Below are 26,019 nucleotides of genomic sequence, written 5' to 3' on the forward strand. Positions count from 1 at the left end.
GTCAGTCGAACAGGCTGGAGACGCTCGACTCGCTGGCGGTGCGCTCGATCGCTTCGCCCATCAGCCCGGCAATCGAGATGACGCGGATATTGCGCGCGACCTTCACCGCCTCGGTCGGCATGATCGAGTCGGTGATCACCAGCTCCTTGAGCTTGGAGGAGGCGATGCGGGCGACCGCGCCGCCCGAGAGCACGCCATGGGTGATGTAGGCGTAGACCTCCTTGGCGCCCTGATCGAGCAGGGCCTCGGCGGCGTTCACCAGCGTGCCGCCGGAATCGACGATGTCGTCGAGCAGGATGCAGGAGCGGCCCTCGACCGTGCCGATGATGTTCATCACCTCCGACTCGCCCGGCCGGTCACGGCGCTTGTCGACGATGGCGAGCGGGGCATCGATGCGCTTGGCGAGCGCGCGGGCCCGCACGACGCCGCCGACGTCGGGCGAGACGACCATGGCGTTCTTCCATTCGAGCCGGTCCTTGATGTCGCGTGACATCAGCGGGGCGCCGAACAGGTTGTCGGTCGGGATGTCGAAGAAGCCCTGGATCTGGCCAGCATGCAGGTCGAGCGTCAGCACGCGATCGACGCCGGCATGGGCGATCAGGTTGGCGACGAGCTTGGCGGAGATCGGGGTGCGGCCGGAGGCGCGCCGATCCTGCCGCGCATAGCCGAAATAGGGGATCACCGCCGTGATGCGCCGGGCCGAGGAACGGCGCAGCGCATCGGTGATGATCAGCAGTTCCATCAGGTGGTCGTTGGTCGGGAACGAGGTCGACTGGATGACGAAGACATCCTGGCCGCGGACGTTCTCCTGGATCTCGACGAAGATCTCCATGTCGGCGAAGCGCCGGACCTGGGCCCGGGCGAGCGGGACGTCGAGATGGTTGCAGATGGCTTCGGCGAGCGGGCGATTGGAATTGCCGGCGACGACTTTGAAGGAGGAGGCCATGCCGGGTGCACCCGAAACGCAGATAAAGGCGAGCCGTCCGAGCGGGGGCGGCTCAGTTTCGAAGGGCTCATAACAGCGTGATGACGCCGAGTCGACCAAAGAGGCGCGGCATCCCCATGCAAATGCTGCACTGCACCGAGGCGTGCTGCACGTCGTGCGGGATATCGTGAATCGACTCGACCTGAAGGCGCTCCGGGCCGAATGCGAAAGCTCTAGCGATTCTTCTCTGGCGCCGCCTGGGCGGTGCGGGTCTTGCTCTTGGCGTCGGGCTTCGCCTCGGGCACCGGCGCCGTCGTCAGGAAGCTCGCGATCGCATCGGCCGATTCGGACGCGGCCTTGGCGACGATGGTCTGGTCGATGCCAGCCCACGGGTCGGCGCCGCCGCCGCGGCGGCCGAGGCTCTCGCCCTGGACGCGCTGGGCGCGCTTCTTGCTCTCGTCATAGACGTCCCAGACGAAGGCGAGGGCGGTCTGGCCGTCCTCGGTCGGCTGGGCGGTGAGATAGCCGCGGACGCGGAAACGGGCAGGCTTGTCGCCGGGGACGATCTCCATCTTGCGCTCGGCGGCGGCCTCGCCGAGCAGGCCGGCGAAATGCGCCGTCACCTGGTCCGGTGCGCCGGAGATGCTCTGCACCGAGACGGGAACGCCCGGCGCATCGACGCGCGGGCGAGCCGCGGTCGTGGTGGTTTCCTGGCAGCCTGCGAGCGCAAGCGCAGCGAGCGGCCCCAGAACGAGGCCGTAAAAACGAACCGACATGACGCCTCCCGCCCATTGTTTGGGCTCGGATTGCTGGTCTTCCCTGCGGCGACCGTTTTAGGCGCAACGATCCCCGAGGTCCAGATAGGGCGGGGGCGGGGCGAAACGAGGCGACTGTGCGGCGGCGATTGCGCTCCCGGCGCTCCTTCGCCATATCTCCCGCGAGGGCGCATGGAGCGCCTGCCGGAGAGCTTCGATGGTCAGCACGTCCAACCGTATCCTCGACGACATCGCCCGGCTGGCGACCGACGCCGCCGGCGCCGCGCAGGGTGTGCGCCGCGAGGTCGAGACCGTGGTCAAGACCCAGATCGAGCGGCTGCTGCGCGATCTCGACGTGGTGACGCGCGAGGAGTTCGAGGCCGTGCGCGAGATGGCGCTGCTGGCGCGCGAGGAGAACGACAAGCTCGCTGCCCGGCTGGCGGCGCTCGAGGCGAAGTCCGAGTCCAAGTAGGCACGAGGGCAAGAAGACCCGGCCGGTGGGCGGGCATCTTCGCGTTGTGGACAGTCCCTCAGAGGGATTGAGGCGAACGTCGAATCCGCAGAGCTTGCATCGCGTACCGGGTGCCGAAGGGCTCGATCGGAACCGCACAGGTTCTGTTAGGGCTCCAGACTCGCCTGAGCTATCGTCGATGAAGAGAGGTGATTCGTCGGTCTGCTCTACTTGAGAGCCGGCTGATGAAGCGAAGATCGCGCTAGAGCACGCTCCGATCTGCTTGCATCGCAAGCTGATCGGATCCGGCTTCAGCGATCTTCTGGTCGGGTTGTGTGCCTTACGCTTTTCCAGTCGCCGTGTTCCCGTTCTCGAACAGGCCGCGCCTGCCGTCAGGGCCAGCGCCGGCTGTTGGACCTTGGGCATGATGGACCTTGATCTGGACACCGAAACCGAACGCCCCTCGAATCCCCTCGATCTCGTCGAACGCCTCGCCTCGCTGAACGATTGGAGCTTCGATCGCGACAGCGATGACGAGCTCTCGGTCTCCGTCACCGGCGGCTGGGCCGATTATCATGTCGCGATCACCTGGCTGGCCGAAGTCGAGTCGCTGCACATCGCCTGCGCCTTCGACCTCAGGGTACCGGACCGCCGGCGCAACGAGGTGATGAACCTCGTCAGCCTGGTCAACGAGCAGCTCTGGCTCGGGCATTTCGACTTGTGGAGCCGCGAGAACGTGGTGATGTACCGCCACGCGCTGCTGCTCTCGGGCGGTGCCGAGCCGACCGAGGAGCAGGCCGCCGGCCTGATCAAGGCGGCGATCGATGCCTGCGAGCGTTACTACCAGGCTTTCCAGTTCGTGGTCTGGGCCGGAAAGAACGCGCGCGAGGCGCTCGAAGGCGCATTGCTGGAGACGGTCGGCGAAGCGTGAATCCCAATCGGCCCGGGCTTGACCCGGGCCGCGCTTGGCGGTTCAGGTCCGTGCGCAACCGCGCATCGACCGGAGAGACGCCATGGCCAGCCCGCTTCCGCAGACCCTTACCCTCGTCGGTGCCGGCAAGATGGGCGGCGCCATGCTGGAGGGCTGGCTCAGCATCGGCGTGAAGGGCGCCGGGATCACGCTGATCGATCCGCATATCTCCGGCGAGATGCAGGACCTCGCCGCCGCCCAGGGCATGAGCGTCAATCCCGCCGCTCCGAAGCCGGCCGAGGTCGTTGTGCTGGCGACCAAGCCGCAGATGCTCGACACCGCCGCCCCCTCGGTGCAGGCGCTGATCGGGCCGAAGACGCTGCTGATCTCGATCCTCGCCGGCAAGACGCTCGGCGATCTCTCGGCTCGCCTGCCCAATGCGAACGCGATCGTGCGCGCCATGCCGAACCTGCCGGCCTCGGTCCGGCGCGGCGTTACCGCGGCGGCGGCGGGCAAGGGCGTCAGCGAGGCGCAGCGGCAACTGGCGGACGCGCTGCTCGCCGGCGTCGGCAAGGTCGAATGGCTCGCTGACGAGGGGCTGATTGATGCCGTCACCGCCGTTTCGGGCTCCGGCCCGGCCTATGTCTTCCATATGGTCGAATGCCTCGCTGCAGCCGGCGTTGCGGCTGGACTGCCGGCCGACATCGCCGAGCGGCTGGCGCGCGCCACGATCGAGGGCGCCGGCGAGATGCTGTTCCAGTCGCCCTTGCCGCCGGCGACCTTGCGCCAGAACGTGACCTCGCCGGCCGGGACGACCGCTGCCGCACTCGAAGTGCTGATGGCCGATAATGGCCTGGCGCCGCTGATGCGACGCGCGGTCGCTGCCGCCAAACGCCGCGCCGAGGAACTTTCAGGCTGAGACAGCCTTTCAAGCGCCCCGGTCAAGGCCTAGCTTCTCTCTTATCGTTCGCGACAGGAGAGACCCCCGATGGCGCGCAAACCCGTTTCACCCGAGGCTGAGAAACCCGCGGCGAAGCCCGATCCACGGCGCGCGGTGGTCGACGCCCTGTTCCGGCTGGCGGCGACGCAAGGTTGGGACGAGATCGAGTTGCCGGCGATCGCCCGCGAGGCCGGGATCGGCCTTGCCGAATTGCGCGGGCTTTTTCCTTCCAAGCTCGCCATCCTGGGCGGCCTCGGCCGTATCCTCGACGAGGCCGTGCTGGCCGGCAGCTCCGAGGACCTCATGGAGGAATCCTACAAGGAGCGCGTCTTCGACCTGGTGATGCGCCGGCTCGATGCGCTGGCGCCCTACAAGGCCGGTCTCAAGGCGCTGATGCCGCATCTGCGGCGCCAGCCGCTGGCGCTTGCCGCGCTAGGCCGCAACTCCGTGAACTCCTGGCGCTACCTGCTGGCCTCGGCCGGCATTCCGACGGAGGACGACCTCGGCTCCGTGCGGGTCCGTGGTGCGACGCTGCTGATGGCGCGCGTGCTCGACACATGGCTCGAGGATGACGAGCCTGAACTGTCGCGCACCATGGCCAAGCTCGACCGCGAGCTGAAGACGGCCGGCCAGATCATGGCCCGCGTGGAGGATGTCCACCGGCTGACCGCGCCGTTGCGTGGCCTCGCCCGATCGCTGTGCTCGGGCGTCAAGCGCACTCCGCGGCGCGGGCGCATGCGCGGTGAGGACGACGACGACTACGCTCCGGCGATCTGATTGCAACCACCGGCTGCAACCAGCAACTGCTGATTGTGGCAAAAAAGTGACAGCGTTAAGCGGGCGTTAGCCGTTCCGCGCGAATGTGAAGAATCACGTTCGCGAGGGGCGACATGTCTGTGTTGAAGAAGCTTACTGCGCTGTCGATCGGCCGCTCATTCGGGCTGATCGCGATCCTGGCTGCCGTCGTCACCGTCGCGAGCGTCGCCATCACCTTGCGTCAGGCCCGGGTCGACATGCTCGAGCTGAAGCGGGCCGAGGTGAAGAACGCGGTCGAGGCGGCCGCCTCCACGGTGAACGCCTATGTGGCGAAGGTGGAGAAGGGCGAACTCAAGGACGCCGACGCCCAGAAACTCGCCATCGATGCCGTGACCAACGCCCGCTTCGACGACGGCAACTACTTCTTCGTCATCCGCTATGACGGCTTCAACATCGCCCATGCCAACCCGAAGCTGGTCGGCACCGACATGTCGCCGCTCAAGGATCCGACCGGCAAGCTTTTCGTCAAGGAACTGACCGACACCGCCCGCATCAAGGGGGCTGGCTTTGCCGACTACCTCTGGGTGAAGGCCGGCGACAAGGATCCCTCGCTGAAGGTTTCCTACGTGGTCGGTGTGCCGAAATGGCAATGGGCGATCGGCACCGGCATGCATGTCCATGCCGTCGATGCCTCCTTCTACGGCCTTATCAAGGACGTCGCGGTGGTTCTGGTGCCGCTGACGCTGCTGCTGCTCGGGCTCGTCATCTTCCTGAGCCGCCGGGCCTCGGCGATGCTGCATACCGTCGCCGGCAATATGAGCGTTCTGGCAGCCGGCGACCTCAAGGCTCCGATCGCCTATCAGGAACGTCAGGACGAGGTCGGCAGCATGGCGCGTGCGCTCGTCGTGTTCCGCGATGCGGCGCAGATGAAGCAGCAGGTCGAAGCCGAGAAGGCGCAGGCCGAAGCCGATGCGGGCGAGCAGCGCCGCGCCGCCGACACGCAGCGCAGCCTCAACGAGGCACAGCGTGGCGAGGAGGCGAAGAAGCAGGCCGTCGTGGTCGATGCGCTCGGCGCCGGCCTGGAGCGCCTGACTGAGGGCGACCTGACCTACCGGATCGAGGTTGCCTTCAGCGCCGAGTACGTCAAGCTCAAGAACGACTTCAACGCGGCGATGGCGCATCTCGAAGAGACGATGCGGCAGATCGCGACCAATACCGAGAGCATGAAGGCCGGCGCGGGCGAAATCAGCCAGGCGGCCGACGACCTCGCCAGCCGGACCGAGCAGCAGGCGTCCTCCGTCGAGGAGACCGCGACGGCGCTCGATCAGCTGACGGCGACGGTGCGCCAGACCGCCGAGGGCGCGCGCCAGGCGAGCCATGCGACGACGCAGGTCAAGGGCGAGGCCGAGCAGTCCGGCGAGATCGTCCGCGACGCCGTCGCGGCGATGGGCGGCATCGAGAAGTCGGCCGAGGAGATCTCGCAGATCGTCGGCGTCATCGACGAGATCGCCTTCCAGACCAACCTGCTCGCGCTCAACGCCTCGGTCGAGGCGGCGCGCGCCGGCGACGCCGGCAAGGGCTTTGCGGTCGTCGCCTCCGAGGTGCGGGCGCTGGCTCAGCGCTCGGCCGAAGCGGCCAAGGAGATCAAGGGCCTGATCACGGCGTCCTCGGTCGAGGTCGAGAAGGGCGTGACGCTGGTCGGCCAGACCGGCAGCGCCCTGGCCCGCATGTCGGGCGAGATCACGCGCGTCACCTCGCTGGTCGCCGAGATCGCCTCGGCGGCCCAGGAGCAGGCGACGGGCCTCCAGGAGGTCAACACCGCGGTCAACGAGATGGACCAGGCGACGCAGCAGAACGCCGCCATGGCCGAGCAGTCGACCGCTGCCTCCCAGGCCCTCGCCCAGGAGGCCGACAGGCTGGCGGCGCTGGTCGGGCGCTTCCGGCTCGGCGGCGATGTGGTTGCCTTGAAGGCGATGGCGGGCAAGATGGCGCAGGCTGCGGCGCCTGCGCCGCGCCCGGCGCGCGCCATGGCGGCAGCGCCCGCCCCGAGCCACGGCAACGCCGCACGCAAGGTCGCCAATGGCGGCGACAGCGGCTGGGAGGAATTTTGAGCACGCCTAACGAGATCGCTGCGCAGATCGGCTTCGACGATTTCCTCAAGGTCGACGTCCGCGTCGGCACCATCGTCGAAGCCGCTCCCTTTCCCGAAGCGCGTAAGCCGGCGATCAAGCTGGTGATCGATTTCGGCGGCATGATCGGCCGGAAGAAGTCGTCGGCGCAGATCACCAAGCACTACCGGCCCGAGGATCTCTTGGGCCGGCAAGTGCTGGCGGTGGTGAATTTCCCGCCGCGTCAGATCGGCAAGTTCATGTCGGAGGTGCTGACGCTCGGCGTGCCGGATGGCGACGGCGAGGTCGTGCTGATCGGCCCCTCGCTCGAGGTGCCCATGGGCGGGCGGCTGTACTGAAACAGCGGACTGAGTTCGCACGGAACCATCGCGTCATCCTGGGCGAGCGAAGCTCGGCCCGGGATCCATCGTAGAGCTTCGGAACCTTACGATGGATCCCGGAGCTGAGCCGCTTCGCGGCTTGTCCAGGATGACGGCGCGGTTCCGAGCAAGACCTGCGTCCTCTCATCAGGCGGCACGATCCTGCCGCCAGCTCCCTGTCGCCAAAGTCGTCGGGGCGGGCTCAGGCTCACTCCAGCGCAGAGGCAGCGCCGCCCTGCGTCGCCAGGCGCGCGTCACCTCGAACTGCAGCAGACGCTTGACGCCATCGAGCCCGGTCAGCTCTGCGCCGCTCCAGATGACCTCAGCCACACCCTGCAATTGCAGTACGTCGCCCTTGGCGAAGTCGATGAAAAGCAGAGACGTCGCCGGCTCGCGCAGCAGGTTGCCGAAGGTGTTGAAATAGCTGTTGCCGGCGAAGTCCGGCACGCTGAGCCGTCCACCTTCAATCCGAACAAAGCCCGACCTGCCGCCGCGATGCGAGATATCGAGCCCGCTCTCCGATCCACTGGCGATGAAGAGCGTATCCGCTTCCACGATCAGCGCGCTGGCCGCGGCATCGAGACGGCCCAGTTCTTCGGTGGCAGTCGTGGCAGCCGGCGCAATCTCGTGCTGCCGGGCCTGGATGTACTTGGCGCAGTTCCCGAAGCTCTGGCTGACGGCGATCCTCAGGCCGTTTCTGTCACGCTCGCTGATGACGCCATTGGCGCGATTGCGCCGGCGGGTGCGCAGGTCGAGCCCGAGCAGGCCGATCGGCGCGCCGGCGCTCAGAGCCGCATCTGCCGGATCGCCCGAAGCGGGCAGGGCGGCGATGGCGAGCTCGTTCGGCGTCGGGCTGGTGACGAAGCCGTCCGGGCCGGTGAGGATCGTCGCGATCGGCCTACCGGCGCCGTCGCGTCCGGCCGCGAACAGGTAGGGCAAGAGCGCGAAAAAGTCGCGGTGTTGGTCCGGCATGAAATCGCGAATGCCGGCGCCGCGCGAACTTTCGCCTGCGAGCGCCTGCGCCTCCAGCTCGCCCTCGTGGAACGGAGAGGCGTCCATGGCGTCAGCCTTTCACTGGAATGGGCGAGGGCGGGATCGGTTTGAAGAAGGGCAGGGCCTCGATACGCTTTAGCCAGGTCCGCACCGCCGGGTAGGGATCGAGCGGGATGCCGCCCTCCGGGGCATGCGCGACATAGGAGTAGCAGGCGAGGTCGGCGAGCGTCGGATGCTCGGCGGCGAGGAAGCTGCGGTCGGACAGATGCTCCTCCATGAAGGGGAGCAGGCGGGCCGCGATGCGCTCCGCACGGGCGGGATCATCGGGAAAGCCAAACTGGGCGATCATGCGGGCGATTGCCGGGCCGTGCATGACTTCGCCGGCGGCGATCGAGAGCCAGCGCTGCATCTGGGCTGCGGCGACCGGCTCCTGCGGAAGCCAGCCGCTGTCCGGGGCGTAGCGCCTGGCGAGATAGACCAGGATGGCGTTGCTGTCGGCGAGGGTGAGACCGCCGTCCTGCAGCACCGGAATCTGGCCGAGCGGGTTGAGCTTGCGGAAGGCCTCGCTGCGGCGAACATCCGCCGGGGCCGGCACGAAGTCGAAAGCGAGACCCAGTGCCCGCAGCAGCAATTCGACACGGTGGGTATGGCCCGACAGGGCGGTGCCGTGCAGCGTGATCCTGGTTTGGGTCATCGGGGCCTCGCGGTTGTGCGAGGAAATCTGATTGTTTCAGACGGGAGGCGAAAGCTGATAGGCTGACAAATCAGAATTCCGAACAGTGGAATGATCATGGATCGGCTCGACGAGCTCGCGATCTTCGTGGCGATCATCGATACCGGCAGCCTCGCCGGCGCGGCGCGCCAGCTCAGGCGCTCGCGCCCGGCGGTCACGCGAGCCTTGGCCGCGCTGGAGGAGCGCGCAGGCGTCAGGCTGATCGCGCGCACTACCCGCCAGCTGATGGCGACCGAAGCGGGGCGGGAGCTGGCGGCATCGGCCCGCAATATCCTGGCCGAGTATGATGCCTCGCTCTCCGGCGTCACGGCAGCGCCGATGCGCGGCCTGATCCGGATCACGGCGCCGACCGCCTTCGGCCGGCGCCATGTCACGCCGATCGTGGCGGAATTTCTCGATCTGCACCCGGAGATCCAGATCGAGCTGGTGCTGGCCGACCGCAATCTCGATCTGATCGAGGAAGGCCTGCATCTGGCGGTCCGGATCGGCCCGCTGCCGAGCTCGCGGCTGGTGGCGCGCAAGGTCGGCGAGGTCAGGCGCGTGCTGGTCGCGGCGCCGGCCTATCTGGAGCGTCGGGGAGTCCCGCAGCGGCCGGCTGATCTTGCGGCCCATGATACCGTCGTCAGCATCGCGGCCGGCCAGGGCATGCTCTGGCGTTTCGCCGGCGATGCGCGGAGCGCGACCGTCCAGATCACACCACGTCTGATCGTCAACGAGATCGAGTCGGTGCTGATCGCGACGCGCTCCGGTCGGGGCCTGGCGCGGGCTCTGTCCTATCAGGTCGCACCGGACATCGAGGCGGGCACGCTGGTGCGGGTGATGCGGGACTGGGAGCCGCCTGCCTCGCCGGTCCAGCTCGTCGTGCCGAGCGGCCAGTATCTCCAGCCAAAGGTGCGCGCCTTTCTCGACCACGCTGCCGGCCGGCTGCAACAACTGCCGGTGATCCGGCCGGAGCGCTGAGCTTCGACTCAACGCAGCTTCGTGTGCTGGGCCGCCTCCTCGTGAATCCAGCTCCGGAAGGCCGCGATCGCCGGGCGCCCGGCCGCGGCCTCGGGGCAGACGACATAGTACTGGTAGGCGCCGGGCAATTGTTGCGGGAACGGGCGGACCAGGCGCCCGGCTTCGAGATAGTCGCCGATCAGGGCGCTGGTCGCGAGTGCGATGCCCTGTCCCGAGGCGGCTGCCTGCAGAGCCAGGAAGGTGTGCGAGAAGCGCGGGCCATGCGACGCGTCGATGTCGTCGACGCCGGCAAAAGCGAGCCATTGCGGCCAGGTCACGTATTTCGGGATGCCCTCGGCGAGCTCATGCAGGAGAGTGTGGTGGCGCAGGTCGGAGGGCTCGCGCAGCGGTCGCTCGGGGTCGTTTAGGAGCGATGCGTTGCAGACGGGGAAGAAGGTCTCCGTCATCAGCAATTCGGAATGCAGGCCGGTATAGGCGCCCTCGCCATAGCGGATCGCGATGTCGATATCCTCGCGGGTGAAATCGGTGAGATGCAGCGAGACCGAGATGCGCACTTCCAGCTCGGGGTGGCGCTGCTTGAGCGAGCCGAGCCGCGGGATCAGCCAGCTCAGGGCGAAGCTCGGCATGGTGCTGACCGTCAGGACATTGGCGGTGTCGGGCCGCAGCGCCCGGGCGGTGGCTTCGTCGAGCTGGTCGAGCACCTGCGAGATCGCGGCGGCATAGCGCTGGCCGAGCCCGGTCAGCGCTATGCCCTTGCTCGGCAGCCGGGTGAAGAGCGGACGCCGAAGCCAGGCTTCGAGGGTCTTGACCTGCTGGCCGACGGCGCTGGCGGTGACGGCGAGCTCGTCGCCCGCCCGTTCGTAGTTCAGATGCCGTGCAGCGGCCTCGAAAGCGCGCAGCGAGGTCAGGGGCGGGAGATGGCGACGGACCATGGCTTGGCCAAGTTCTGCTTGGGCTGAGGCAAAGAAGTTCTCATTTGCTTCGAGGCCCTGCAACCTCCAAATTCCCTGGCAGAAATCGGATCAAAGGAGGCCGTTATGCCGGCCGGAGCCACCACAGAAAATCTTTCGCTTTCCTCGCACCATGTCGCACATGGCCTTGCTGGCTTGTTCCTGCGCTTCGAGGACTGGTTGACCGCGCGGGCCAGCGCCCGGGCGCTCTATCGCATGGACGACGCGGCGCTCCATGACATCGCCCTGTCGCGCAGCGATGTCGAGCGGGTGAACGACACGGCTCGTAAGGCTCCGTGGCGGCACTGAAATCGCTCCGCTCATTCCGGGGCGCGCCGAAGGCGTGAGCCCGGAACCCATCAACACTGGCCATTCCGATAAGGACGCAGCAGTTTTCGCGTCCTTATCTGGAGCGTCATGTTCATGGGTTCCGGGCTCTTTGCTGCGCAAAGCCCCGGAAAGACGGCGTGGTTCCGCGCCCGCCGGCCAGCCCGCTCAGACCGGCAGCCTGACCGTGGCGCGCAGGCCGCCGAGCGGCGAGTCGCTCAGGATGATGTCGCCGCCATGCGAGCGAGCGATGTTGCGGGCGATGGCGAGGCCGAGGCCGGTCCCGCCGCCGTCGACATTGCGGGCCTCGTCGACCCGGAAGAACGGCTTGAACACATCCTCGCGCAGCTCCGGCGGGATGCCCGGCCCGTCATCGTCGACCATGACGATCAGATAGCGCGCATCATGCGTCGCACGGATGGCGATGCGGTCGCCGAAGCGCGCGGCGTTCGAGACCAGATTGGTGAGCAGGCGCCGGATCGCATCGGGCCGGACGACGACGAGCGGATCGCCGACGACGGTGAGTTCGGTCTGGTGGTCCTGCCGCTCGGCATCGGCCTTGAGCGTTTCGAGCAAGGCGCGGATGTCTGTCTCGACCGGCGCCTCGCCGGCATCGCCGCGCGCGAAGGCGAGATAATCCTCGAGCATGCGGCTCATCTCGTCGACATCCTTCTCGAGCGCATCGAGATCGGGCGAGCGTTCGAGCAGGGCCAGTGAGAGCTTGAAGCGGGTCAGAATGGTGCGCAGATCGTGGCTGACGCCGTTCAGCATCATGGTGCGCTCGCCGATCGAGCGTTCGACGCGGCGCTTCATCTCGATGAAGGCGTTGCCGGCGCGACGGACCTCGCGCGCGCCGCGCGGCCGGAAATCGGCGTCGCGGCCCTTGCCGAAGGCCTCGGCGGCGTCGGCCAGGCGCAGGATCGGGCGGATCTGATTGCGCAGGAACAGCACCGCGATGGTGAGCAGGATCAGCGAGGTGCCCATCATCCAGAGCAGGAAGATGTGGCTGTTCGAGGCATAGGCCTGGCTGCGGCGGGTCAGCACCCGCATCACGTCCTTGCCAAGCTTGATCCTGATCTCGATCAGGCTGGAGCGACCGACCGTGTCGAGCCAGAAGGGCCGCTTGACCTGCTGGGCGAGCTCGGCCGAGAGCGCGCTGTCGAGCAGCGAGAAGAAGGGGCGGGTGCCGGGCGCCGGCAGGTCGGTATCGGGCAGGATCTCGACATCCATGCCGAGCCGCTCTTCGGCGATACGGCCGAGCACGGTCGCCTGCTCGTCCTGCGGATAACTCTCATAGACGTCGATGAGCGTCGCGATCTCGGAGGAGACCGCCGAGGACAGCCGCTGCGTCACCGTCTGCCAGTGCCGCTCCATGAAGACATAGGCAATGACCGATTGCAGCAGCACAACCGGCGCGATGACGATGACGAGGGCGCGCGGATAGAGCCCCTTGGGCATGATGCGCGCGACCGGCCGCAGCCAGCGGTCCGGTAGGCGCCATAGCGGTGTGATCACGGCCAAGAGCGCCGACGCGCCCTTGTTGCCGGCAGCGCGCAGCCTGGCCAGCGTCCGCGCCGCGAGCGGGACGAGACGACGCCTGAGCGAAGCGTCCGCCATGCCGGTCAGATCCTGTCGACGACGAGGCGGTAGCCGATGCCGCGTACGGTCTGGAGATAGAGCGGGTCGGCCGGGTCGCGCTCGATCTTCCGGCGCAGCCGGTTGATCTGTACGTCGATGGTGCGGTCGTTGGCGGCGGAGCCCTGGGCGGCGAGCTGCTCGCGCGGGACATGCTCGCCGGCGCGCTCGGCCAGAGCCGTCAGGATCTCGCGCTCGCGCTCGGTCAGGCGGATCGAGTCCTCGCCTTGGCGCAGTTCGCCACGGGCGAGACCGAAGATGAAGGGGCCGAAGCGGACATAGTCGGGCCGCGTCGGGGCAGCGGGCGCCTCGGGCTGGGCATTGCGCTTCAGGACATTGCCGAGGCGCAGCAGCAATTCGCGTGGCTCGAAGGGCTTGGCGAGATAGTCGTCGACGCCGATCTCGAGGCCGTTGATACGATCGCCCGACTCAGCTCGGGCGGTCAGCATCAGGATCGGCACCTGCGAAGTCTGGCGCAGGCGGCGGGCGAAGTCGAAGCCGTTTTCGCCCGGCATCATCACGTCGAGCACCATCGCGTCGAAGACGAGATGGCCGAGCCGGGTATCGGCATCGGCGGCGCTGGCGGCGGTGGTGACGCGGTAGCCGTGGTCGCCGAGGAAGCGCGCCAGCAGGTCGCGCAGGCGGCGATCGTCATCGACCACCAGGATATGCGGGGCCTCGTCGGGCACTGGCTTGAGCACGCTGGCCGCCATCTGGGCTCCTTTTTCCGCCTTCGGCGCCGGCTGGGCGCGCCATGTCCTTTCCATGAGGATAGCACAGGCTTTTCGGGCACTGGCCCGAGCTTGGTCAGGTCTCAGATAACATTGTCTAACGTTCTGCAACGCTTTCAGCGGGGCGCGATTGCCCGTATCGATCCGATCTTACCGACCGGCCTTGCTGAAAGTGACGCCCCTGTCGGTAACCTTCAGGCTGAAGCGGCCGTGCCCAGTCGGGCTGGCACGAGAATCGTTCGGTCCGAGCACCGTGCCGACATAGGTGATGACGCCCTGTCCGAACCGGACCTGGCGCGGCTCCGTGCCAACTGTCTCGTCGGCGCGGTCGACCGCAGTCCAGCGACCGCTGGCTTCCTTGAACACGATCGCCATCTGGCTCACGGCGTTGCCGGTCTGGTCGTACTGATAGCCGACGAAGGCGACCGCATGGGGTGTCGGATCGTTGCCGAAGCTGCCATGGAACAGGCTGGCATTGGTGGCCATGTCGATGATCGGGCATTTCTGCTCGCCCTTCCGGGTGAAGCAGGCAATGCGGGTCTGCTTGAGATAGCGGGCGACGCTCTCGGCGGCAGGACCCTTGAGATCTCCGGTCACGTCCTGTGCCGCCGCCACGGCCACGAAGCTCGCAAAGGCGGCGAGGCCGAAGAGAATCCTGCGCATCGTCATCCCGTGCTGTCGTCGCGTCTCACCGCGGTCCGGCGAGCAGGTCCTGCACTTTCCTGCGCTCGGACGGGTCGATCAAGCCCGCCAGATAACGTGCGACGATCTCGCCCGCCTCGGGTCCGACCTGGGCGAGGGCACCGTTGATGCGCTTGCCTTGGAGCTGCGCCAGCCTCACCGCAAGCTCGCGGCCGGCCTCGGTGGCGTAGAGATTGCGCTGGCGTTTGTCCTGCGTGCCCGTGCGCGACTCGACGAAACCGGTCTCGACCAGCTCCTTCAGCACGCGGTTGAGGCTCTGCTTGGTGATCTGCAGGATGTCGAGCAGTTCGGCGATGGTCAGCCCGGGCCGGCGCTGGACGAAATGCAGCACGCGGTGATGGGCGCGGCCGAAATTGTAATCGGCGAGGATGCGGTCGGGGTCGCCGACGAAGTCGCGATAGGCGAAGAAGAACAGTTCGATCAGTTCATAGGGGACGTCGGCGCGCGGCGCCTCGGGCGTGGCGGCAGAAGCTGGGTGCAATACGGGTGTGCTCACCGTCACGCTCATTTTTTATGTCAGCCTTGTTGACATATCTCAGACGTAAGATTACCGGTCAAGCACGTGGGACGACCGATTATGTCGCGAGCGCCAGTTCCGGCGCAGCAAAAATCCCGCGCTTGCGCGCCCTTCCGGCCTGTGGCGGAGTGCCTGCAAGAAAAGCACCTGGAGGACTGTACCATGTCTGTCATTCCTTTCGACCAGCGCGACGGCGTCATCTGGTTCGACGGCAAGCTCGTGCCGTGGAAGGAGGCCAAGGTGCACGTACTCACCCATGGCCTGCACTACGGCTCCTGCGTCTTCGAGGGCGAGCGCTCCTATGACGGCGTCATCTACAAGTGCACCGAGCACTCGCAGCGCTTCCACAAGTCGGCCGAGATCATGGATTTCACGATCCCGTATTCGGTCGCCGAGATCGATGCCGCCAAGTATCTCTGCCTGAAGGAGAACGGCCTCAAGGACGCCTATGTCCGTCCGGTCGCCTGGCGCGGCTCGGAGATGATGGCGGTCTCGGGCATGAACAACACCATCCACACGGCGATCGCAGTGTGGGAGTGGCCGAGCATGTTCGACATGGCGCAGAAGCTGAAGGGCGTGCGCCTCGACCTCGCCGAGTATCGTCGGCCCGACCCGGCCTGCGCGCCGGTCCATGCCAAGGCAGCGGGGCTCTACATGATCTGTTCGCTGTCCAAGCACAAGGCGGAGCGCGCCGGCTATGCCGATGCGATGATGCTCGACTGGGAAGGCAATGTCGCCGAATGCACCGGCGCCAACATCTTCTTCATCAAGGACGGCGTGGTCCACACGCCGCTGGCTGACCGCTTCCTGAACGGTATCACCCGCCAGTCGGTGGTCGATCTGTGCCGGAAGCGCGGCTTCGAGGTGGTCGAGCGCCGCATCCGGCCGGAGGAGCTGGAAGGCTTCGCCGAGTGCTTCATCACCGGCTCGGCCGCCGAGGTGACGCTGGTCTCCGAGATCGGCCCTTACAAGTTCGTCACCGGCAATATGGGCAAGGTGATCATGGAAGACTATTCGGACGAGGTCCGGCAGGCTTCCAAGGCCGCGGCCTGATCACATCCAGCTCGTCATGCTCGCCTCCGGCGAGCATGACGAGCTTGCGACGCATCATAGGCAGCCCTGCCAGGGAGCTGTGACCGGCCGGCAGCCGGATCGAAATGCCACAGATGCCGCGCGACAGGACAAGTGAGCGCTGTGCCGCCTTGACCATGGCCGGCCCCGTCGCCATCGTGCCGGCAGCGATCTCCTCCCTTACGAGGCCCCCATGCGCCGCGTTTCACTCCGTTCCGTCCTTGCTGCCGCGATCTGCCTGACTGGCCTTTCCGCCGAGGCGGCGGGCGGCCGCTACGTCAATCCCGCCGACCGGGCGGAAGAACGGATCATCCCGATGTACGGCAACCTGCCGGGCTGCGAGGACCCGGCCGTGCTCGGCGAGATCACCAGCTGGTTCAACTCGCGCGAGGCCAAGTTCTGGGGCCCGCTTCAACTCGGCAGTTTCGACCGCATCCGGCCGGTCGCCTGGCGTCCCTGGGGTGAAGACTTCATTCCGCGCCGGTTCTGCACGGCGCGCGTGCTGACCAATGACGGCGTGCTGCGCCGTGTCGATTATTCGGTGCGCGAGAATCTCGGCCTGTTCGGCTACACTTGGAACGTCAACTGGTGCGTCTCGGGGCTTGACCGCCACCGCTCCTATGCGCCCGATTGCAAGATGGCCCGCCCCTGATCCGGTCGCAGCCATGCGACTGAAGCGAATCGTCGCCGGCCTGCTGGCCCTATGCGCGCTCGGCGGCACGGCCTCGGCGCAAGGCCGCTATGATCGCGGCGGCACGCCGGGCGATTTCGATTTCTACGTGCTCGCGCTGTCCTGGTCGCCGGGCTTCTGCGAGATCGATGGCGGGCGCGGACGCAATCGCGAGCAATGTGCGCCGGGCGCCAATCTCGGCTTCGTCGTGCATGGGCTCTGGCCGCAATATGAGCGCGGCTATCCGAGCGATTGCGGCGCTTTCGGCCGGAGCCCGTCGCGCATGGCGATGGATCAGGTCGAGGGCCTGTTTCCGACCGAGAGTCTCGCGCGCTATCAGTGGCGCAAGCATGGCACGTGCTCGGGCTCGAGTCCGACCGACTACTTCGCCGATGTCCGCCGCGCCCGCGAGAAGATCAAGATTCCGCCGGCGCTGACGGCGGCCGATAGCGACCGGAGCTGGACGTCGCTTGATCTGGAACGCGCCTTCGTCGACGCCAATCCGGGCCTGCGCACCGACATGATGTCGGTGTCCTGCCGGCGCGGCGTGCTGGAGGAGGTCCGGATCTGCTTCAGCAAGGACCTGCGCGGCTTCCGCTCATGCCAGGAGGTCGACCGCTCGGGCTGCCGGGCGCGGGACTTCCGCGTCAACGCGATCCGCTGAGTCGATGAACTATCGCCACGGCTTCCACGCCGGCAATTTCGCCGATGTGCTCAAGCATGTCGTGCTGATGCGCATCCTCACGCATCTCAACGCCAAGGACAAAGCCTGGCGGGTGATCGATACCCATGCCGGCGCCGGCCGCTACGATCTCGGTTCCGAGGAGGCGCTGAAGACGCATGAATGGCGCGATGGCGTCGCGCGACTCGAGCAGGCGCCCCTCGCGCCCAAGGTCGAGGACTTGCTGAGGCCGTGGCGCGAGGCGCTGGCTGCTATGCGTACGCGGCATGGCGCGGAAACCTATCCCGGCTCGCCCTGGCTCTGCCGCCATGCCATGCGAGCCGATGACCGCCTGATCGCGGCTGAGCTTCACGAGAACACTTATCGCAAGCTCGCCCAGGCGCTCGGCCGCGACGAGCGCTGCAAGGCTCTGGAGATCGACGGGTGGACGGCGTTGCGCGCCAATGTCCCGCCGAAGGAGCGGCGCGGCCTCGTCCTGATCGACCCACCCTTCGAGGAGAAGGACGAGTTCGCGACACTTGCCGCCGAGTTCATCGCCGCGCATCGCAAATGGCCGACCGGCATCTATGCGCTGTGGTATCCGCTCAAGGACGAGCGTGCGGTGGAGGGGTTGCTCGATTCGATCCTCGATGCCGGCATCGGTCGTCTGCTCCGGCTCGAGATCGACGTCGACCGTCCGGATGCGGCCGGCGGCCTCAGTGCGACAGGGCTGCTCGTCGTCAATCCGCCCTGGTTGCTGGCGCAGGAGGCCGAGATTTTGCTGCCGGCCTTGTGCGAACGTCTCGCGCAAGGGCCGCGCCCGCGCTATCGCTGCGAGGCGATCCGCCCCGACGGCTGATTGCTTTCTCTCGCGAACCCGAAGGCTGCTCCGATGCTGATCCTGCGCTCCTCCCCGACCTCGCCCTTTGGCCGCAAGATCAAGATCGCCATCGCCGAGCTCGGACTGGAGGAGCGGGTCGAGGTGGTGCCGGCCGACACCAACGATCCGGCGGAATCGTTGCGCCGCCAGAACCCGCTCGGCAAGGTCCCGACACTCGTCTTCGAGGACGGTTCGACGCTGTTCGATTCGCGGGTGATCGCCGAATATCTCGACCAGCTCGCCGGCGGCGGCCAGCTCTTTCCGGCAGGGGAGGCGCGCTTCGCGCAGTTGCGCCTGCAGGCGCTTGCCGACGGCATCTGCGATGCCGGGCTGCTCCAGGTCTACGAGGTTCGCCTGCGGGCCGCCGAGGTGCGCAGCCAATCCTGGACGGAGAACCAGGCCGGCAAGGTTGCTCGCGCGCTTGCGGCGCTCGAGGCCATGCCGCCGGTCTACGACCGGCCGCGCATCGGCGAGATCGCGCTCGCCTGCGCCCTCGGCTATCTCGACCTGCGCTTCGAAGGAGCCTGGCGTGCCAACCATCCGGCGCTCGCCGCCTGGCTCGACGGTTTCGCGGTCAAGGTGCCGGCCTTCGAGGCGACGCGCTTCAAGGGCTAGAGCAGTCTTCGAGCAGACAGCTGAATCGTCGTCGCGAAAGGCGCAACGCTCACGCAATCCAGGCAAGCCAACGTTCGCCGTCGCTCGGAGCGCTTAGCTGTGCCCGCAATGGCGGATGTCCGGAGTTCAACGCCTGAAATGACAGTTCGACTCGACAAACAACAAAAAACCCGGTGGCCGAAGCCACCGGGTTCGCTCTGTCTCCGTGAGGAGAAAATCAGAACTTGTAGCTGAGGCGGGCGCGGACGACCGAGAAGTCGGTGCCGACCTTGGTGGCAGCGCCAGCGATGTTCTTCTCGCCGAGGTCGACGTAGAGGTACTCGACGCCGCCGATCAGGTTGTTGGTGAAGGCGTACTCGACGCCGCCGCCGACAGCGAAGCCGCCGGTGTGGGTACGGTCAGACGAGAAGGCCAGAGCCGGGATCGAGGTCTTGACGTTGCCGTAAGCCCAACCACCGGTGGCGTACACCAGGAAGCGGTCGAAGGCGACGCCAGCGCGAGCGCGGACGGTGCCGAAGTACTCGGTCTTGACGTTGACCAGGCCGAGGTTGCTGCCGCTGCTGAGGTCAGCGCCCTGGAAGTCAGCTTCCGCGCCGACCACGAACTGGCCGATCTGGTAGTTGTAGCCGAGCTGGCCACCGCCGACGAAGCCGTCGAGATCGCCGACATTGGCGAAGCCGTTGGCGTTCACGTTGCCGAAGCCGTAGCCGGCGTTGGCACCGACGTAGAAACCGGTCCAGGTGAAGACGGGAGCGTAAACGGGGGCAACGACCGGGCCCTTGCGGCTCGGCAGGTCGGCAGCGGAGGCAGCGCCGGCGGCGAGCAGGCCGAGGGCCGCAACGCCCGAGAGCAGATACTTCTTCATGACAAACTCCTTAGTCATCGCATTTTCCGGCGCTGGCCGGCGGGTGATCTCAGTAGCCTCGTTATAAGGCAGGTGGCGGGCCGTGTCTGTTGCGGCGAGAACACATCTGCTTGTCAGACCGAGGCGAAATTGCGGCACGATCCGGAACAGGCAAGGCATATTGATCAATTTCGGTTAGGCATTGTTAAGGTAGTCTGAATGCCTAACCGAATACTAACGCAACGGGAACGACTACGGACGGGCATCACATAATCGCCCAAGTCGGCTTTTGGTTCCATCGCCGGTGCAGTCCCGTTATGCGTCGACTGCTTGCGGACCGCCCCAGCACATGCTTTAGCCGACTCGCCCCGCCTTTCCGCCGAGACCTGCGTGCCCCCGCTTTCGATCTTCATCATCGCGCGCGACGAAGCCGACCGCATCGGACGCACGATAGCTGCAGTCCGCGCCCTCAGCGATGACATCGTCGTGATCGATTCCGGCTCGACCGACGGCACCCAGGCCATCGCCGCGAATCTGGGCGCGCGCGTGATCGAACGCGCCTGGCCGGGCTATGGCCCGCAGAAGCGTTTCGCCGAAGAGCAGTGCCGCCATCCCTGGCTGCTCAACCTCGACGCCGACGAGGTCACGCCGCCGGACCTGGCCGACGAGATCGCCGCGCTGTTCGCCAGGGGCGAGCCGACCAGCGACGCCTATCGCCTGCGCATCGCCGAGATATTCCCGGGGGAGGGGGCACCGCATCGCTTCGCCTATGCGCTCTCGCCGGTTCGTCTCTACCGGGCCGACAAGGGACGCTATTCGCCATCCCCGGTGCATGATCGCGTCGACCTCAAGCCCGGCGCCAAGGTCGGCAAGCTCAAGGGCACGATCCATCACTATTCGGTGCGCTCGCTCGGCGAGCAGATGCAGAAGCTCAACGCCTATAGCGATGCGCAGGCCGACGATCTCGATGCGCGTGGCGAGACGCTCTCGGTCTTCCGCCTCGTCGCGGAATTTCCGGCGAACTTCATCAAGGCCTATATCGGGCGGCGTCACGCCTTGCGCGGGGTCTACGGCTTCATGACCGCGATGAATTATGCCTTCTATCGCTATCTGCGCGTCGCCAAGCATTGGGAGCGCCGGCTCCAGCGCCGCAGCACCAACGGCAACGGACATGGCGGCTGAGGTCGCCCTCGTCACCGGCGGCGCCAGGCGCATCGGCCGCGCCATCGTCCTGCGCCTGGCTGGCGCCGGCTACGCGGTTGCGATCCACTGCAACACCTCACGCGCCGAGGCGCTGGCGCTGGCGGGAGAGATCGTCGACGCAGGCGGCCGGGCCTGTGTCATCGTCGCCGATCTCGTCGATCCCACAGCGGTCGAGCGGATCGTGCCGGAAGCCGAGGCCGCGCTCGGTCCGGTCAGCCTGCTGGTCAACAGCGCCTCGAGCTTCCTGGTCGACGACTTGCTGGCACTGGATGTCCCGACGTGGAATCGCCAGTTCTCGATCAATCTGCGGGCACCCTCGGTGCTCGCCGGCGCGATGGCTGGACGTCTGCCGGCCGACCGCCAGGGGGCGATCGTCAATATCGTCGACCAGCGTGTCTGGAAGCTGACGCCGCAATATTACTCCTACACGCTGACCAAGGCAGCGCTGTTGACCGCCACGACGACGATGGCGCAGGCACTGGCGCCGCGCATTCGCGTCAATGCCGTCGGCCCCGGCCCGACCTTCGCCAATCCGCATGACGGCGAGGCGCTGCTGGCGGCGGAAGCCGGCGGCACGCCGCTCGGCCGCAAGGTCGAGGCCGGCGACATCGCAGAGGCGGTGCTCTATCTGGCTCGCGCCAGGGCGATCACCGGCCAGATGATCGCTGTCGACGCCGGCCAGCACATCGCCTGGCGTACGCCCGACATCGTCGACTGAGAGAGGCCATCTAGATCGCCGCGTCGTTGCGATAGGCCGCCCGGCCGCTGGCAAGCGCATCGGCCAGGAGGTCGAGTCGGTCCTGCCCCCAGAATATCTCGCCGTCCAGCACATAGCTTGGCGCGCCGAAGACCCCGGTCTCGACCGCCTCCGCGATCGCCGCCTGATAGGCTTGGCTGGTCGCTTCGCCTCCGGCCGCCTTGATCAGGCCGGCGGGATCAAGCCCGGCGCGCTTCGCCGCGGCCAGGATCAGCTCGGGCTGCGACATGTCCTGATCGCGCGCCCAGACATCGGTGAGCACTTCGCCCATGAAGCCGGCCGGATCATCGCCGCGTGCGACGATCGCCAGCACGATCCTGTCGGCCAGCGAGACGTCATAGGGGAAGAACTTCGGGAACAGTGTCAGCGGGAGGTCGCGTTTGGCGCGCCAGCGCTGCAATTCGAGGATGCGGTAGCGCTGGCGCACCGGATGGCGCTTTGGCAGCGGCAAGCCACCGGTCTCGTCGAAGACCGAGCGCAGCGGCGTCGGCCGATAGCGGACGGAGAGGTCGTGCTCTTTCGCGAGTTCGATGAAGGCGCCGTGGCCGAGATAGGTCCAGGGCGAGAGGAGCGTGAAGTAATAGTCGATCTGGCGGGACATCGGAGCTCTCGGCAAAAAGGAGCCGCAACCTGCCCGTTGAGGGCGGGCTTCCGCAAGTTCGCCCGCCGTCAGTTGTCGTGATCGCTCCGATCGGCAGAGCAGGGGCGCCGCCGCCGAGGTGGCAGCGCCGCGGTGGAAGACTCAGGCCGCAGCCTTGTTCTTGATGGCGCCGATGATCGCGGTGAGGATCGCGCCGCCCGCGCCGCCGCTGATCAGGTTGGTAAGGATGCTGCCGACGCTGAGATTGCCGCCCATCGCTGCAGCCGAGATCGCCGGCAACACGATGGGGATGAGCTGGCCAAGTACACCGCCGCCGACCAGGCCGGCGATGGTGTTGCCGATGGTACCGATATCAAACGTAGGAGAGGCCTTGCCGGCCGCATTGCCACCGATCGCGCCTGCGACCAGATTCATCAGGATTTGTTCCATGTTCAATCCCTCAGCCAAGTGAGATGGCCGAGGAAGGATGCGCCTGCGTCAAAATGTGCGCAACTCGACATCGACGAAAGCTGGCCTTGCAACGCGGCGTTGCGCGGAATTAACCACCGGAATCGTCACCCGCTTCCCCGCGCGGGCTGGTTCGAGCAGGGCCTATCCGAGCGCGATCGCCGAAATCAGCCGCCCGTAATCGGCCTCCTGCCGGTGAGTCGTGCGGCGATAGCTGAAGAAGCGCGCCTCATCGCCATAGGTGCACAGAGCCATGTCGTAGAAGCGGCCGATGCCGGCCTCCTGCGCGCGATGGGCGATGAAGGCCGGCAGGTCGAACATCGCATGCGCCGGCCGCTCCGAGGCGTGGAAGAAGCGGGAAAAGGTCGCGTTCTCGCCCTTGAAGCGCTCGATGAATTCCGGGCCCACCTCATAGGCCGCGACGCTGATCGTCGGCCCGAGCACGGCGATGATTCGCTCGCGCCTTGCGCCGAGCTTCTCCATCTCGGTCACGGTTGCGCCGATCACGCCGGTGAAGGCGCCCTTCCAGCCGGCATGGGCCGCACCGATCACGCCGGCCTCGGCATCGGCGAACAGGATCGGGCCGCAATCGGCGGTGGAGATGCCGAGCGCGACACCGTGAGCGATCGTGACCATCGCATCGGCCTTTGGCCGCTCTGCCGGCCAGGGGCCGGTGACCACGGCGACATCCGGCGAATGCACCTGGTGGACGCTGACCAGCCGGTCGCGCTCGACGTTCATCTGCGCGGCCATGCGGGCGCGGTTCTCGGCAATATCTGCCTGATCGTCGTTCGAGCCGAGCCCGCCGTTCAGCGAGGCGTAGATCCCGGTCGATACACCGCCCTCGCGGGTGAAGAAGGCGTGGCGGATGCCGGGTTCGTTGGCGAGGTCGGGGGAGGTGATGAACATGGCGGCGCATCCATTGTGAGGTCAGCCCTGCTCTGGCAGGCGATGAAGGTCAAATCCGGGCAGGAGCGGCAGCTTCGGGTCGGCGACCGCCAGGACCTTGAAGAGCTCGCCCATCGCCGTCGGCCCGGTCTCGATCAGTCGCTCGACGCCGCGGGCGAGTGCCTCGCCTTGCGCCTCAGTCGCCCGACGCACTAGCGCCTCGAACCGCTGTCGCAGCCCCAGCGCCAACAGGAAATCGCGCTGCGCGACAGCACCATGGACTGCCGCCCCCGCGGCTAGGCCCGCCTGTGCCATTCGGGCGAAATCGACATGGACGGTGAGATCGGCATCGCCAGGCTCGGCCAGGACGTCGACGAAAGCGTGGCGCTTCAGCGCCTGCAGCGTGTCGCCGAAGCCGGAGTGGGCTGGGCCGTAGTCGATGAACAGCCCCGCGCCGCCTTGGGTTGCGACATGGCGGGCGACGAGCGCGACGGTCTCCAGCGCCGCGGCAGGTTGTTCCAGTACGGAGTTGGCGGGAGCCGCAACCGAGAGGGAAGTGTCGGGCTCGGCCGCCAGACCGAAGGCGAGTCCGCCTTCGCCGTGCAATCCAACCAGCCTTTCGCGCCAACCCTCCGGCGTGCGGACGAACTGGTCGAGCGGCAACGCGTCGAGGAATTCGTTGGCGACAGCGATCGCCGGGCCGTCCAGCGCCTGCTCGATCCGGTCATGCCATTGCGGCGCTGTGCCGCTCGACGCCAGCGTCTGTCTCTGCCGCTCGCGCAGCACCGGGCTGGTCTCGACCAAGTGAACCGACAGCGCGTCGCGGAAACCTGGCAAGGCCCGCGCCGCCCGCAGCATGTCCTGCATCAGCGTGCCGCGCCCGGGGCCGAGCTCGACGAGGCGGATCGAGTCCGGCGCGCCCATCGCCTGCCAGACGCTCGCGGCCCATATTCCGATCAGCTCGCCGAAGATCTGGCTGATCTCGGGGGCGGTGGTGAAGTCCCCGTCGGCGCCGAACGGGTACTGTTTCATGTAGTAGCCATGGCCGGGATGGCCGAGGCAGAGCGCCATGTAACGGGATATGCTGATCGGTCCGTCCTGGCGGATCAGCTCTGCCAGCTCCTGCGCCAGAGCGTTCACGCTGCTGCCGGCCCCTTCCGCCGCAGGACGAGGAACAGACCGGCAAGGAACAGCGGCACCGAGAGCACCATGCCCATGGTCAGCCAGCTCGTCCCGAACAGGAAGCCGAGCTGCGGATCGGGCTCGCGGAAGAATTCGCAGGTAGTGCGGGCGATGCCATAGCCCATGCCGAACAGTCCGGCGGCAAGGCCCGGCCGCTTCAACCCACCCACGCGGACCACGACCATCAGGATCACCAGCAGGAGAAGCCCTTCGCTGAACGCCTCGTAGAGCTGGCTCGGATGGCGCGGCACCGGCCCGCCATGCGGAAACACGATCGCCCAGGACACGTCCGGGGCGGGGCGGCCCCAGAGCTCGCCATTGACGAAATTGGCAATGCGGCCGAGGAACAGGCCGATCGGCGCCACCACGGCGCCGAGATCGAGCGCCGAGAGGGGCGGATAGCCGCGGCGCCGGGCGAAGACCCAGAGGCCCGCCGCGGCGCCCATCAGCCCGCCATGGAAGGACATGCCGCCCTTCCAGACCGCGAAGATCTCCAGCGGATCGGCGAGATATTCGGGCAGATTATAGAACAGCACGAAGCCGAGGCGGCCGCCGATCACCACGCCGAGCGCGGCGAATAGCAGGAAATCGTCGAGCGAATCGACCTCCGGCCGCTTGCGTCCGCCCCAGAGTGTCTCGGTTGCGGCGAGCTTGCGGGCATACCACCAGCCGCCGAGCAGCCCGGCGACATAGGCGAGCCCGTACCATTTGATCGAGAGCGGCCCGAGCTGGAGCGCGACCGGATCGATCACCGGGAAGGGAATGGCGAAGACGGGCATGGGCAAGGTCCGGGTTGCGCGCTGAGGTGATGCAGGCGGCGCGGGGCCCGGGTCAAGAGGTCAGAGAGCCGCGCTCAAGCCCGCCCGCGCGCTCGTGCCTCCGCCAGCATCGGCTCGGCGCCCAGTTCCGGCGAGGCCGGCGGCAGGTCTGTCGGCAGGTGGTCCCGGATCATCTGGCCGAGCTCGTCGAAGCCGTTGTCATAGCTCGAGATGCGCAGGCGCGGTCCGTCGAAGGAGGAAATCCAGAGATAGCTCGACCAGTCCACGCCGATCCGCGCGAGTTCGTTCCAGCCCAGGGAGATCGTCCGGCCGGTGATCGTGCGACGCTCGATGCGCTGGCTGTTCCAGCGCACCTGCTCGATCAGGGCCTGGATCGCCAGGAACAGCGTGAGCCCAGCAAAGGCGCTGGTGAAAAGCAGGCCGGAGTTTCGCTCGACCCGTCCGGCCGCGACCACCAGCGTCGCCACGGCGGTGATCAGCAGGCCGGCGAACAGGCCGAGCCAGAAATAGGGACCCGGTGTCAGATAGCGCCATTCGCCATGCCGCCGCGCCCGCCGCCGCTGCAGGCAGACACAGAGCGCCGTCACCGCCATGAAAGCCGAAACGAACAGCGCGGCCTTGGTCAGAACATCGATGGACATTGGCGGC

At 67.1% G+C, this 26,019-nt stretch carries 31 protein-coding genes; 15 read left to right on the top strand and 16 right to left on the bottom strand.

The genetic code is table 11. The features are described from left to right. Nucleotide 1 precedes the first annotated feature (1 nt). Together ACQKLX_RS09480 and ACQKLX_RS09485 are read right to left on the bottom strand one after the other, a co-directional pair. A complete protein-coding gene (locus tag ACQKLX_RS09480) occupies nucleotides 2–946 on the bottom strand; it encodes a ribose-phosphate pyrophosphokinase (RefSeq protein WP_427361329.1) in 945 nt (314 codons plus the stop codon). Nucleotides 947–1,158: 212 nt separating this feature from the next. Further along, nucleotides 1,159–1,701 carry a hypothetical protein gene (locus ACQKLX_RS09485; protein ID WP_427361330.1) on the bottom strand — a complete coding sequence of 181 codons (543 nt, stop codon included), beginning with the start codon at nucleotides 1,699–1,701 and terminating at the stop codon, nucleotides 1,159–1,161. Nucleotides 1,702–1,897: 196 nt separating this feature from the next. Here ACQKLX_RS09485 and ACQKLX_RS09490 point away from each other — a divergent pair, with 196 nt between their 5' ends. The 6 genes from ACQKLX_RS09490 (at nucleotide 1,898) to ACQKLX_RS09515 (ending at nucleotide 7,204) form a co-directional block, all read left to right on the top strand. Then, the gene (locus ACQKLX_RS09490; protein WP_057190753.1) at nucleotides 1,898–2,152 is read left to right on the top strand and encodes an accessory factor UbiK family protein; all 255 of its coding nucleotides are present in this window, start codon (nucleotides 1,898–1,900) and stop codon (nucleotides 2,150–2,152) included. Between the two features lie 403 nt (nucleotides 2,153–2,555). Continuing rightward, complete coding sequence (locus ACQKLX_RS09495; RefSeq protein WP_427361331.1) at nucleotides 2,556–3,062, top strand: type III secretion system chaperone family protein; 507 nt, start codon at nucleotides 2,556–2,558, stop codon at nucleotides 3,060–3,062. Between the two features lie 82 nt (nucleotides 3,063–3,144). Next, a complete protein-coding gene (gene proC / locus ACQKLX_RS09500; RefSeq protein WP_427361332.1) occupies nucleotides 3,145–3,960 on the top strand; it encodes a pyrroline-5-carboxylate reductase in 816 nt (271 codons plus the stop codon). 69 nt (nucleotides 3,961–4,029) lie between these two features. Further along, entirely contained in the window at nucleotides 4,030–4,758 is a 729-nt protein-coding gene (locus ACQKLX_RS09505) for a TetR/AcrR family transcriptional regulator (protein ID WP_427361333.1), read from the top strand. A gap of 113 nt (nucleotides 4,759–4,871) precedes the next feature. Further along, nucleotides 4,872–6,848, top strand: a complete 1,977-nt coding sequence (locus ACQKLX_RS09510) for a methyl-accepting chemotaxis protein (protein WP_427361334.1) — start codon at nucleotides 4,872–4,874, stop codon at nucleotides 6,846–6,848. Continuing rightward, complete coding sequence (locus ACQKLX_RS09515; protein ID WP_427361335.1) at nucleotides 6,845–7,204, top strand: tRNA-binding protein; 360 nt, start codon at nucleotides 6,845–6,847, stop codon at nucleotides 7,202–7,204. Before ACQKLX_RS09510 ends, ACQKLX_RS09515 begins: the two co-directional genes overlap by 4 nt. 168 nt (nucleotides 7,205–7,372) lie before the next feature. On the opposite strand, the gene ACQKLX_RS09520 is transcribed toward ACQKLX_RS09515, so the two are convergent. Continuing rightward, nucleotides 7,373–8,284, bottom strand: a complete 912-nt coding sequence (locus tag ACQKLX_RS09520) for a pyridoxamine 5'-phosphate oxidase family protein (protein ID WP_427361336.1) — start codon at nucleotides 8,282–8,284, stop codon at nucleotides 7,373–7,375. 4 nt (nucleotides 8,285–8,288) lie between these two features. Further along, on the bottom strand, nucleotides 8,289–8,912 hold the full coding sequence (locus ACQKLX_RS09525) for a glutathione S-transferase family protein (RefSeq protein ID WP_427361337.1): 624 nt from the start codon (nucleotides 8,910–8,912) through the stop codon (nucleotides 8,289–8,291). A 96-nt stretch (nucleotides 8,913–9,008) separates the two neighbouring features. Here ACQKLX_RS09525 and ACQKLX_RS09530 point away from each other — a divergent pair, with 96 nt between their 5' ends. Beyond that, nucleotides 9,009–9,911, top strand: coding sequence for a LysR family transcriptional regulator (locus ACQKLX_RS09530; protein ID WP_427361338.1), 903 nt, complete (start codon nucleotides 9,009–9,011; stop codon nucleotides 9,909–9,911). Nucleotides 9,912–9,919: 8 nt separating this feature from the next. Here the strand turns inward: ACQKLX_RS09530 and gcvA are convergent, their stop codons facing one another. After that, nucleotides 9,920–10,843, bottom strand: coding sequence for a transcriptional regulator GcvA (gene gcvA / locus ACQKLX_RS09535; RefSeq protein ID WP_427361339.1), 924 nt, complete (start codon nucleotides 10,841–10,843; stop codon nucleotides 9,920–9,922). A 105-nt stretch (nucleotides 10,844–10,948) separates the two neighbouring features. Between gcvA and ACQKLX_RS09540 the strand changes: the two genes are divergently transcribed. Then, nucleotides 10,949–11,170, top strand: a complete 222-nt coding sequence (locus ACQKLX_RS09540; protein ID WP_427361340.1) for a DUF1127 domain-containing protein — start codon at nucleotides 10,949–10,951, stop codon at nucleotides 11,168–11,170. Nucleotides 11,171–11,356: 186 nt separating this feature from the next. On the opposite strand, the gene ACQKLX_RS09545 is transcribed toward ACQKLX_RS09540, so the two are convergent. The 4 genes from ACQKLX_RS09545 to ACQKLX_RS09560 form a co-directional block, all read right to left on the bottom strand. Continuing rightward, on the bottom strand, nucleotides 11,357–12,805 hold the full coding sequence (locus tag ACQKLX_RS09545; RefSeq protein ID WP_427361341.1) for an ATP-binding protein: 1,449 nt from the start codon (nucleotides 12,803–12,805) through the stop codon (nucleotides 11,357–11,359). A 5-nt stretch (nucleotides 12,806–12,810) separates the two neighbouring features. Next, complete coding sequence (locus ACQKLX_RS09550; protein ID WP_427361342.1) at nucleotides 12,811–13,536, bottom strand: response regulator; 726 nt, start codon at nucleotides 13,534–13,536, stop codon at nucleotides 12,811–12,813. Nucleotides 13,537–13,704: 168 nt separating this feature from the next. After that, entirely contained in the window at nucleotides 13,705–14,217 is a 513-nt protein-coding gene (locus ACQKLX_RS09555; RefSeq protein ID WP_427361343.1) for a hypothetical protein, read from the bottom strand. Nucleotides 14,218–14,242: 25 nt separating this feature from the next. Continuing rightward, nucleotides 14,243–14,764, bottom strand: a complete 522-nt coding sequence (locus ACQKLX_RS09560) for a MarR family winged helix-turn-helix transcriptional regulator (protein ID WP_427361344.1) — start codon at nucleotides 14,762–14,764, stop codon at nucleotides 14,243–14,245. A gap of 171 nt (nucleotides 14,765–14,935) precedes the next feature. Between ACQKLX_RS09560 and ACQKLX_RS09565 the strand changes: the two genes are divergently transcribed. From ACQKLX_RS09565 to ACQKLX_RS09585, 5 genes are all read left to right on the top strand, one after another. Continuing rightward, the gene (locus ACQKLX_RS09565) at nucleotides 14,936–15,826 is read left to right on the top strand and encodes a branched-chain amino acid aminotransferase (RefSeq protein WP_427361345.1); all 891 of its coding nucleotides are present in this window, start codon (nucleotides 14,936–14,938) and stop codon (nucleotides 15,824–15,826) included. A gap of 211 nt (nucleotides 15,827–16,037) precedes the next feature. Next, nucleotides 16,038–16,496: a hypothetical protein gene (locus ACQKLX_RS09570; RefSeq protein WP_427361346.1), complete on the top strand. Its 459-nt coding sequence runs from the start codon at nucleotides 16,038–16,040 to the stop codon at nucleotides 16,494–16,496. Nucleotides 16,497–16,509: 13 nt separating this feature from the next. Continuing rightward, nucleotides 16,510–17,178 (top strand): ribonuclease T2 family protein, encoded by a 669-nt coding sequence (locus ACQKLX_RS09575; RefSeq protein WP_427361347.1) that lies wholly within the window; start codon nucleotides 16,510–16,512, stop codon nucleotides 17,176–17,178. Nucleotides 17,179–17,182: 4 nt separating this feature from the next. Beyond that, entirely contained in the window at nucleotides 17,183–18,034 is an 852-nt protein-coding gene (locus ACQKLX_RS09580; protein WP_427361348.1) for a 23S rRNA (adenine(2030)-N(6))-methyltransferase RlmJ, read from the top strand. Between the two features lie 33 nt (nucleotides 18,035–18,067). Further along, complete coding sequence (locus ACQKLX_RS09585; RefSeq protein ID WP_427361349.1) at nucleotides 18,068–18,670, top strand: glutathione S-transferase family protein; 603 nt, start codon at nucleotides 18,068–18,070, stop codon at nucleotides 18,668–18,670. A gap of 217 nt (nucleotides 18,671–18,887) precedes the next feature. Here the strand turns inward: ACQKLX_RS09585 and ACQKLX_RS09590 are convergent, their stop codons facing one another. Beyond that, complete coding sequence (locus ACQKLX_RS09590; RefSeq protein ID WP_427361350.1) at nucleotides 18,888–19,535, bottom strand: outer membrane protein; 648 nt, start codon at nucleotides 19,533–19,535, stop codon at nucleotides 18,888–18,890. Between the two features lie 369 nt (nucleotides 19,536–19,904). On the opposite strand from ACQKLX_RS09590, the gene ACQKLX_RS09595 reads away from it, so the two are divergent. Together ACQKLX_RS09595 and ACQKLX_RS09600 are read left to right on the top strand one after the other, a co-directional pair. Beyond that, the gene (locus ACQKLX_RS09595; protein ID WP_427361351.1) at nucleotides 19,905–20,696 is read left to right on the top strand and encodes a glycosyltransferase family 2 protein; all 792 of its coding nucleotides are present in this window, start codon (nucleotides 19,905–19,907) and stop codon (nucleotides 20,694–20,696) included. After that, on the top strand, nucleotides 20,686–21,435 hold the full coding sequence (locus ACQKLX_RS09600) for an SDR family oxidoreductase (protein WP_427361352.1): 750 nt from the start codon (nucleotides 20,686–20,688) through the stop codon (nucleotides 21,433–21,435). The genes ACQKLX_RS09595 and ACQKLX_RS09600 overlap by 11 nt, the downstream gene beginning before the upstream one ends. Before the next feature lie 10 nt (nucleotides 21,436–21,445). Here the strand turns inward: ACQKLX_RS09600 and ACQKLX_RS09605 are convergent, their stop codons facing one another. From ACQKLX_RS09605 to ACQKLX_RS09630, 6 genes are all read right to left on the bottom strand, one after another. After that, nucleotides 21,446–22,075: a 2-hydroxychromene-2-carboxylate isomerase gene (locus tag ACQKLX_RS09605; RefSeq protein WP_427361353.1), complete on the bottom strand. Its 630-nt coding sequence runs from the start codon at nucleotides 22,073–22,075 to the stop codon at nucleotides 21,446–21,448. Between the two features lie 141 nt (nucleotides 22,076–22,216). Further along, entirely contained in the window at nucleotides 22,217–22,504 is a 288-nt protein-coding gene (locus tag ACQKLX_RS09610; RefSeq protein ID WP_427361354.1) for a hypothetical protein, read from the bottom strand. Between the two features lie 162 nt (nucleotides 22,505–22,666). Further along, nucleotides 22,667–23,431, bottom strand: a complete 765-nt coding sequence (pgeF, locus tag ACQKLX_RS09615; protein WP_427361355.1) for a peptidoglycan editing factor PgeF — start codon at nucleotides 23,429–23,431, stop codon at nucleotides 22,667–22,669. Between the two features lie 21 nt (nucleotides 23,432–23,452). Further along, the gene (locus ACQKLX_RS09620; RefSeq protein WP_427361356.1) at nucleotides 23,453–24,550 is read right to left on the bottom strand and encodes a class I SAM-dependent methyltransferase; all 1,098 of its coding nucleotides are present in this window, start codon (nucleotides 24,548–24,550) and stop codon (nucleotides 23,453–23,455) included. Then, the gene (gene lgt, locus ACQKLX_RS09625; protein ID WP_427361357.1) at nucleotides 24,547–25,371 is read right to left on the bottom strand and encodes a prolipoprotein diacylglyceryl transferase; all 825 of its coding nucleotides are present in this window, start codon (nucleotides 25,369–25,371) and stop codon (nucleotides 24,547–24,549) included. The genes ACQKLX_RS09620 and lgt overlap by 4 nt, the downstream gene beginning before the upstream one ends. A 74-nt stretch (nucleotides 25,372–25,445) precedes the next feature. Further along, entirely contained in the window at nucleotides 25,446–26,012 is a 567-nt protein-coding gene (locus ACQKLX_RS09630; protein ID WP_427361358.1) for a hypothetical protein, read from the bottom strand. Between the last annotated feature and the right edge of the window lie 7 nt (nucleotides 26,013–26,019).

The organism is Allobosea sp. NPDC003192, from assembly GCF_050275675.1.
Classification (GTDB): Bacteria; Pseudomonadota; Alphaproteobacteria; order Rhizobiales; family Beijerinckiaceae; genus Allobosea.

What these genes read in the sequence shown, in the direction of transcription:
- ACQKLX_RS09480 (WP_427361329.1), bottom strand. Translation starts at nt 946, where the DNA reads ATGGCCTCCTCCTTCAAAGTCGTCGCCGGCAATTCCAATCGCCCGCTC.
- ACQKLX_RS09485 (WP_427361330.1), bottom strand. Translation starts at nt 1,701, where the DNA reads ATGTCGGTTCGTTTTTACGGCCTCGTTCTGGGGCCGCTCGCTGCGCTT.
- ACQKLX_RS09490 (WP_057190753.1), top strand. Translation starts at nt 1,898, where the DNA reads ATGGTCAGCACGTCCAACCGTATCCTCGACGACATCGCCCGGCTGGCG.
- ACQKLX_RS09495 (WP_427361331.1), top strand. Translation starts at nt 2,556, where the DNA reads ATGATGGACCTTGATCTGGACACCGAAACCGAACGCCCCTCGAATCCC.
- proC (WP_427361332.1), top strand. Translation starts at nt 3,145, where the DNA reads ATGGCCAGCCCGCTTCCGCAGACCCTTACCCTCGTCGGTGCCGGCAAG.
- ACQKLX_RS09505 (WP_427361333.1), top strand. Translation starts at nt 4,030, where the DNA reads ATGGCGCGCAAACCCGTTTCACCCGAGGCTGAGAAACCCGCGGCGAAG.
- ACQKLX_RS09510 (WP_427361334.1), top strand. Translation starts at nt 4,872, where the DNA reads ATGTCTGTGTTGAAGAAGCTTACTGCGCTGTCGATCGGCCGCTCATTC.
- ACQKLX_RS09520 (WP_427361336.1), bottom strand. Translation starts at nt 8,284, where the DNA reads ATGGACGCCTCTCCGTTCCACGAGGGCGAGCTGGAGGCGCAGGCGCTC.
- ACQKLX_RS09525 (WP_427361337.1), bottom strand. Translation starts at nt 8,912, where the DNA reads ATGACCCAAACCAGGATCACGCTGCACGGCACCGCCCTGTCGGGCCAT.
- ACQKLX_RS09530 (WP_427361338.1), top strand. Translation starts at nt 9,009, where the DNA reads ATGGATCGGCTCGACGAGCTCGCGATCTTCGTGGCGATCATCGATACC.
- gcvA (WP_427361339.1), bottom strand. Translation starts at nt 10,843, where the DNA reads ATGGTCCGTCGCCATCTCCCGCCCCTGACCTCGCTGCGCGCTTTCGAG.
- ACQKLX_RS09540 (WP_427361340.1), top strand. Translation starts at nt 10,949, where the DNA reads ATGCCGGCCGGAGCCACCACAGAAAATCTTTCGCTTTCCTCGCACCAT.
- ACQKLX_RS09545 (WP_427361341.1), bottom strand. Translation starts at nt 12,805, where the DNA reads ATGGCGGACGCTTCGCTCAGGCGTCGTCTCGTCCCGCTCGCGGCGCGG.
- ACQKLX_RS09550 (WP_427361342.1), bottom strand. Translation starts at nt 13,536, where the DNA reads ATGGCGGCCAGCGTGCTCAAGCCAGTGCCCGACGAGGCCCCGCATATC.
- ACQKLX_RS09555 (WP_427361343.1), bottom strand. Translation starts at nt 14,217, where the DNA reads ATGCGCAGGATTCTCTTCGGCCTCGCCGCCTTTGCGAGCTTCGTGGCC.
- ACQKLX_RS09560 (WP_427361344.1), bottom strand. Translation starts at nt 14,764, where the DNA reads ATGAGCGTGACGGTGAGCACACCCGTATTGCACCCAGCTTCTGCCGCC.
- ACQKLX_RS09565 (WP_427361345.1), top strand. Translation starts at nt 14,936, where the DNA reads ATGTCTGTCATTCCTTTCGACCAGCGCGACGGCGTCATCTGGTTCGAC.
- ACQKLX_RS09570 (WP_427361346.1), top strand. Translation starts at nt 16,038, where the DNA reads ATGCGCCGCGTTTCACTCCGTTCCGTCCTTGCTGCCGCGATCTGCCTG.
- ACQKLX_RS09575 (WP_427361347.1), top strand. Translation starts at nt 16,510, where the DNA reads ATGCGACTGAAGCGAATCGTCGCCGGCCTGCTGGCCCTATGCGCGCTC.
- ACQKLX_RS09580 (WP_427361348.1), top strand. Translation starts at nt 17,183, where the DNA reads ATGAACTATCGCCACGGCTTCCACGCCGGCAATTTCGCCGATGTGCTC.
- ACQKLX_RS09585 (WP_427361349.1), top strand. Translation starts at nt 18,068, where the DNA reads ATGCTGATCCTGCGCTCCTCCCCGACCTCGCCCTTTGGCCGCAAGATC.
- ACQKLX_RS09590 (WP_427361350.1), bottom strand. Translation starts at nt 19,535, where the DNA reads ATGAAGAAGTATCTGCTCTCGGGCGTTGCGGCCCTCGGCCTGCTCGCC.
- ACQKLX_RS09600 (WP_427361352.1), top strand. Translation starts at nt 20,686, where the DNA reads ATGGCGGCTGAGGTCGCCCTCGTCACCGGCGGCGCCAGGCGCATCGGC.
- ACQKLX_RS09605 (WP_427361353.1), bottom strand. Translation starts at nt 22,075, where the DNA reads ATGTCCCGCCAGATCGACTATTACTTCACGCTCCTCTCGCCCTGGACC.
- ACQKLX_RS09610 (WP_427361354.1), bottom strand. Translation starts at nt 22,504, where the DNA reads ATGGAACAAATCCTGATGAATCTGGTCGCAGGCGCGATCGGTGGCAAT.
- pgeF (WP_427361355.1), bottom strand. Translation starts at nt 23,431, where the DNA reads ATGTTCATCACCTCCCCCGACCTCGCCAACGAACCCGGCATCCGCCAC.
- lgt (WP_427361357.1), bottom strand. Translation starts at nt 25,371, where the DNA reads ATGCCCGTCTTCGCCATTCCCTTCCCGGTGATCGATCCGGTCGCGCTC.
- ACQKLX_RS09630 (WP_427361358.1), bottom strand. Translation starts at nt 26,012, where the DNA reads ATGTCCATCGATGTTCTGACCAAGGCCGCGCTGTTCGTTTCGGCTTTC.